General features: G+C 66.9%; 4 protein-coding genes. 1 reads left to right on the forward strand and 3 read right to left on the reverse strand.

What is annotated here, in order from left to right; translation table 11 throughout:
* Positions 1-315: 315 nt before the first annotated feature.
* Positions 316-1,503 carry a sensor histidine kinase gene (locus FVW20_RS05705; protein WP_231038900.1) on the reverse strand — a complete coding sequence of 396 codons (1,188 nt, stop codon included), beginning with the start codon at positions 1,501-1,503 and terminating at the stop codon, positions 316-318.
* A gap of 20 nt (positions 1,504-1,523) precedes the next feature.
* Positions 1,524-1,787: an XRE family transcriptional regulator gene (locus FVW20_RS05710; protein WP_196608671.1), complete on the reverse strand. Its 264-nt coding sequence runs from the start codon at positions 1,785-1,787 to the stop codon at positions 1,524-1,526.
* Positions 1,788-2,296: 509 nt separating this feature from the next.
* On the opposite strand from FVW20_RS05710, the gene FVW20_RS05715 reads away from it, so the two are divergent.
* The gene (locus FVW20_RS05715) at positions 2,297-2,989 is read left to right on the forward strand and encodes an XRE family transcriptional regulator (RefSeq protein WP_196608672.1); all 693 of its coding nucleotides are present in this window, start codon (positions 2,297-2,299) and stop codon (positions 2,987-2,989) included.
* A gap of 127 nt (positions 2,990-3,116) precedes the next feature.
* Here the strand turns inward: FVW20_RS05715 and FVW20_RS05720 are convergent, their stop codons facing one another.
* On the reverse strand, positions 3,117-5,930 hold the full coding sequence (locus FVW20_RS05720; protein WP_196608673.1) for a molybdopterin-dependent oxidoreductase: 2,814 nt from the start codon (positions 5,928-5,930) through the stop codon (positions 3,117-3,119).
* Between the last annotated feature and the right edge of the window lie 125 nt (positions 5,931-6,055).

Consider the following 6,055-nt stretch of genomic DNA (forward strand, 5'->3'; position numbering starts at 1 on the left):
CCGGGCGCGCACCATTGTTCCGGAGGGCGGCCCGGCTGCCGCCTCCTCCGCTCCGGCGGTCCGGCGCTCCGGCGACGCGGGCTGCACCCCGCGACCGGTGGAATGCCGGACGGAACATCCGTGATGCATCGGTTCCTTGATGCATCCTCCTGTCCGCGGGTCACCCTGCACGGCCACGCGGAAAGGCCCCCGGCTTGAGCCGGGGGCCTTGTGCGTCATGGCATGAACATGCGCGGGCCGGAGAGCCGAACGCCGGAGTCGGAAAATTCCTGCGGCTCCGCTCCCCCGACCGCTCCCGCCTTGCCCGAAAGCATGCTAGCCGACGGGTTTTCCCCCGGTCCCTCTCTCACCGCCCGAAGCCCCATCGGTGGGGGACTGTGTTCCTTCATCCGGAGCGACCGGTTTCCCCACGGGCAGGTCGACGCGGAACACGCTGCCCTCGCCGGGATGCGATTCCACGGTCATGCGTCCTTCGTGCCCCTTGGTGATGATGAAGTACGACACCGACAGGCCAAGGCCCGTCCCTACCCCCGGCGGCTTGGTGGTGTAGAACGGCTCGAAGATGCGGCGCTGCACCTCCGGCGGCATGCCGGGGCCGTTGTCCTCCACCTCCAGGCGCAGCCAGCCCTCCAGCGGAAAGGCACGCAGCACGATGCGCGGGTCGTCGCGGGGCTGGGTCATCCCAGACAGGGCCTGTGCCGCGTTGCGCAGCAGGTTCAGCAGCACCTGTTCCACCTCGGTCTCCACGCAGGGCACCAGGGGCAGGTCGTCCGCCATGCGGTTATCGATGGTGATCTTTCTGAAATCGTAATTCTTCTTCAGGTCGTAATCGCTGGCTGCCAGGTTCACGGCGCGGTCCACAAGCCCCCTCAGGTCGCAGGCGGTGCTGCGCGCGGCGCTGCTGCGGCTGAAATCCAGCATGTGCCGGATGATATCCGAAATACGGACGGCGGCAGTCCGGATATCCTCGATGAGCCGGTCCACCTTGCGTATCCGCAAATATTGTTGCAGGGCATCAAGGTCCAGCCCCGCCTCCTGCGCTGCGGCGACATTGGCGGGCAGCACGGTGTTCATGCGCTGCTGCATGTTCTGCGAGGCCTGCATGATGGCCCCCAGGGGGTTGTTGATCTCGTGGGCGATGCCCGCCGCCATGTCGCCCGCCGACAGCGCCTTTTCGGCCTGGGCCATCACCTCCTGCATCTTCCGCAGTTCCGTGGCGTTGCGCAGCGCCAGGACGAACAGGCGTTTGCCGCCCATGTCCACGGCCTGCCCGGACAAGGGGCATGCCACCAGAGACGCCGTTGCGGCATGCGAGGGAGTGCCGTCCAGTGACGTGATCAACGCCTTGAGCTGGCTGAGGAACACCGCTCCATCGCCATCGAAGGTGCCGATCCTTGCGTTGACGCCCGTCAGAAAGGCTTCCCTCCCGGCAATGCGCAACTCGCCGGATTCTATTTCCAGGTTCGCATTGTCGGGGACAGTCAAGGCGATGCCCTGGAGCATCACGTCCCCGTCCCTTCCTCTTACGTGGGCACCAGTTCCATGGCGTGCTCGGACCGGGGGTCGAACAGGTACCGTTCCGGCACACCCGCCGCCCGCAAGGCATCAAGAACCCGAATCGAATGCGAGTTGCCCTGCAACACTTTGAGGACAGCCTGATGGGAAATGCCAAGGGCTTCCGCTATCCGTTTGGCGTTGGTGTTGTTACGGTCCAATACCTCGCGAATCCGAAAGCGCATCCGTGCCCGGCGCACTCCGCAAAGCTGCCGCTGTTCCAGATTCATCATGTTCTTTCCTCCCACAGTCTCTTGCGGTTTCGGGGATTCCACATCCTGCTGGCACGCCCGACCGTTGCCCCACGGCTTGCGCGCCCTCCGGCCGACATGACATCCGCCGCCTGCACAAATGTTACAGGCCTCGCCGCCCTGCCGCGATGTGGCTCACGGCAAACGCAGGCCGACAGCGCCCATCATGGCCGCCCCCCCCCGAAAGAAACCGCCGCTGCTCACCGTCGGGCATGCAGGCTTCAGGATGGAAAGGCCGCCCGATCCGTAATGTATCGTTGCCGTTGACCCATGACAGCGGGGCAGGTAGGTTGGCTTTTGTGGGGCCATGTGCAACCTTTTGCAAGCCATTATTAGCTCATTCATAATCCGGATCCAGCGGCAAATCAAGCCAAAAACAGCTAAAACACCCAGCACCAACTCTTATCGCACTATCACGCAACTTCGCAGTACTACACCGATATTACAAGAGCAACCCACAATAAAACCTTTTCAAGTGGAACAGTTGCGGTATGAGCAACATTCAGAAACGGCTCAAGGAGCTGCGCGGGCAAATCAGTCAAGCCAGATTTGCACAAATCATCGGGGTGCCGCAAACCACTCTCGGAAGATACGAGCGTGGCGATTCCCTGCCGGACATTGCATTTGCAAGCCATGTCTGCCTGATGCTCGATGTGAATCCCAACTGGCTGTTATTGGGAAAGGGTCCCATGCGCCAGACGCAACGGCCCGAAGGCGCGGCAGACAGGCCCGCGCCATCGTCGGCAATGCCCGAAGGCGCCGGTTGCGAATTTGTCATGGTGCCGATGGTGGCGGCCCGGCTCTCGACGGAAAACGGCGCTTTCGCCTCGCGGGAGGGCGCGGAAGGGGAATACGCCTTCAGGACGGAGTTCCTGCAGCGCCGGGGAACGCCGTCGAGCATGGTGCTCATGCGTGTCGACGGTGACGGCATGGAGCCCTACGTCCTGAACGGCGACGCGGTGCTGATCGACCAGAGCCAACGCGACACACGTCCGGGCAAGGTATACGCCGTGGATGTCGAGGGCATGGTGTACCTCAAGGTCAGCAACGCCGTGCCCGGCAAGCTGCTTCTCACCGGCTACAACGCGGCCTGTCCGCCCCTGGCGATCGATGTGCGCGACGGTCTGGCCGACGGCATCCGCATCCTTGGCCGCGCAGTGTGGGTTGGACGCGAACTGCACTAGGCGCGATCAACCTCCACACCCTTTCGCCATGGAGGATACGGGGCGTGCGCTTTCGCCGTGCGATTTCAAAGCGTACGGGCATGGCCCCGACCACAGGCGCTCCCGCCCGGCCTGCGCCGGGGCGGCCTCAACGCCCTTCCCGCCGGGCAAGGGCCAGCCACGCCGCCGCCACCTTGCGGCAGAACGCCCCGCAGGCCTCCACCAGCAGGGGCAGGTCGCGGGTCAGGCCCTCGAAGTACGCGTCGTCGTATTTTTCTCGGCAGGTCGCGTATTCGCCCAGGCGCCCCTTGCGGAGCATGTCCACCCAGTCCTGCACTATGGCGGAATCCACCTCCAGGTGGAACTGGAACCCGTACGAGGCGTTGCCCACGCGGAAACACTGGTTGCGGCACCGGGCGCCCCGCACCAGCAGGGTGGCCCACGGCGGCAGGTCGAAGGTGTCCTCGTGGAAGGACATCAGGCGCGGCAGGGGCAGCGCGCCGGACAATACGGGATCGGCCAGCCCGGCATCGGTGGGCATGCAGGCCACGAAGCCGAATTCCAGCGCATCCATGGTCCACGGCCTGCCGCCATGAGCGCGGGCCAGCAACTGCGCCCCCAGGCAGATGCCCGCCACCGGCCTGCCCGCCGCGTCAAAGGCGCGCAGCAGGTCCATCAGATGCGGGAAATGCGGCGATTCCGCATCGTCCCGGCAGTGCTGCGGCCCGCCCGGCACCACCAGCGCATCGTACCTGGCCAGCGCCTCGTCACAGGACGGCAGGGCGTCTCCCGCCGAAGGCACGTCACCCAATCCGGGCCGCAGGGTGGTCAGCACCGCGCCGCAGCGCGCCAGTTCCTTGCAGAAATTGCCGCCGGGGGCGTCGTTACTGTGCTGCACGACCAGCACGCGCAGACCCGTGACGCCGTCGTCAGGCCACGGGGTTACCCGCACGCCGGTCTCGTAGTACGGCGTGCCGCGTCCCACCAGACTGGACAGCGCGCGGGTGAGCAGGTTCAGCCCGTGTCCGGCCTTGTTCCAGCCGCCCCGCTCGGCCACCAGGATGTCCGCCCGCTGGCCGTCTGCGGTGCGCAGGATGGCCTTCACCGCGCCCACGCTGCTTTCCACCCGCACCACCGCGCCGTCTGCCAAGCCCAGTCGGGCGGCCTCTTCCGTGGCCAGCGCCACCTCGGCCAGGGCGTCGTGTTCGGCCATGGTGCGTTCGGAGCAGATGTACCCGTGCGGGGCAATGGTCAGCAGGCGGTAGGGATAGTCCGGATCCACCGTGCCCAGCCCGCCGGGGTCGAAGTCGGTCATGAACCGGAACCTGCCGGACGGCGTGGGAAATATCTTGTCCGCCCAGGGCGTCATGGGCGCGTCCAGCCGAAAGGCTCCGGCGCGCAGCCGCTCCGGGGTGCAACCTTGCTGCCACACGGGCATGCACAGGTCGCGCAGCCACTCGTCCACGCCGCGCCGGAAGCGTTCCGCAAAGGAAAAGCGCGCCGCAAGGTCGTGGAACATCATGAATTCCGATCGGCACTCGCCCACCGGCTCGATGGCCCTGTTCACCGGCCCCACGTAGTTGTGGCCGTAGCTGGCCACGGCGTCGTCTTCTTCCAGGAATGTGGTGGCAGGCAGGAAGACGTGGGCGAGATCCGCCGTGTCGTCCATGAAGTGGCCGGAGTAGACCACGAATTCCGCCTTGCGGAAGGCGCGGGCAACGGCCCCGGCATCCGCCGCCATGCAGGCCGGGTTGCCCGCAGTGACCATGATCATGCGGATTTCCGGGTTGCGCGCGTCCAGTATCTCGCGCCCTATCTCGGGCAGAAGCAGGGTGCGCCGGGGCGGGTTCAGCCCGTCGCCCCAGTACTGCTGGTCGTAGGGGCCGTATTCCTCGAAGCCCTGGCTCACCCCGCCGCCCGGCACGCCTATGTTGCCGCTGATGGCCCCCAGCGCGTCCACGGCGCGGATGGACAGGTGCGCCGCCTCGTGCCGGTGCATGCCCCAGCCCAGCAGGATGGACGTGGGCCGCTGGCGCAGCATCATGTCCGCCAGAAATTCCGCGTCGGCCACGGGTACGCCGCAGCGGGCGCACAGGTCGTCCACCGTGTACCGGTCAAGGATGCGCAGGTATTCCGCCGCGCCCTCGGCGTGACGCTGCATGAATTCACGGTCCTCGCCCCCGACGCGCACAATGAGCTTGGTCACCGCCATGGCCAGAAAGGCGTCGGCGCCCGCGCGCGGGGCGATGTGCCGGTCGGCCAGCGGGGCCGAACGGTTGCGGGCCGGGTCCACCAGCACCACCGTGGCCCCCCGCTTGCGTATCTCGCGCAGGATGGGCACCAGGCTGATCTGGGTGGACGCCGGGTTCCTGCCCCACAGGATGAGCGAGTTGCTGTTGCAGTGGTCCAGCGGGTCGTGCGAGACGCGCTGGCCGAAGTCGAGGTTCTGCGCCCCCTGCCCCGCCCCGCCGCACAGCGAGCCGCGCAGGGTGGTCACCCCGCCGAACAGGTTGAAGAAGTAGCGGTTCAGCAGCTTCAGCGCGGTGCGTTCGCCGTAGCCCTGATAGTACAGGATGGCTTCCGTGCCGGATTCGTCGCGGATGGCGTTCATGCGCGCGGCGATGCGGTCCAGCGCCTCGTCCCACGTGGCGCGCCGCCACGGCTGGTGGCCGTGGTCGCGCACCAGCGGGTGCGTGATGCGTTCCGCGCTGTACACCCGCTTCACGTAGCGTTGCGCCTTGACGCAGGCCTTGCCGCGCGTCAGCGGGTGGTCCGGGTCGCCCGCCAGTCGCACCAGGCGGCCACCGCGCACGGTGGCCACAAGGCCGCAGCTGTTTGGGCAGTCGCGGGTGCAACTGGTGATGATGCGTTGTTCGGTGGCGGCTTCGCCTGCCGCGTGGCCGGAAGATCTGCCGGGGGCTTCCCCGGTCGCATGGGCCGCATGGACCGATGTGTTGCGCATGTCGCTTCCATCCCGTGGCGCAACCCCGGATGGCGGCCCGCAGGCCGGAATGTGGCGCGCCCTGCCCGCGCGCCGTTGCCCCGTACATGGCACAGCCGCCCTGGCGCGGCAAGCGCCCCGTCCGG

Origin of the sequence: Nitratidesulfovibrio oxamicus (genome assembly GCF_015731765.1) — a bacterium.
Taxonomy (GTDB): domain Bacteria; phylum Desulfobacterota; class Desulfovibrionia; order Desulfovibrionales; family Desulfovibrionaceae; genus Cupidesulfovibrio; species Cupidesulfovibrio oxamicus.

Bases quoted from the DNA above. Each gene is read 5' to 3' on its own strand.
- FVW20_RS05705 (WP_231038900.1), bottom strand. From the start codon at position 1,503: ATGCTCCAGGGCATCGCCTTGACTGTCCCCGACAATGCGAACCTGGAA.
- FVW20_RS05710 (WP_196608671.1), bottom strand. From the start codon at position 1,787: ATGATGAATCTGGAACAGCGGCAGCTTTGCGGAGTGCGCCGGGCACGG.
- FVW20_RS05715 (WP_196608672.1), top strand. From the start codon at position 2,297: ATGAGCAACATTCAGAAACGGCTCAAGGAGCTGCGCGGGCAAATCAGT.
- FVW20_RS05720 (WP_196608673.1), bottom strand. From the start codon at position 5,930: ATGCGCAACACATCGGTCCATGCGGCCCATGCGACCGGGGAAGCCCCC.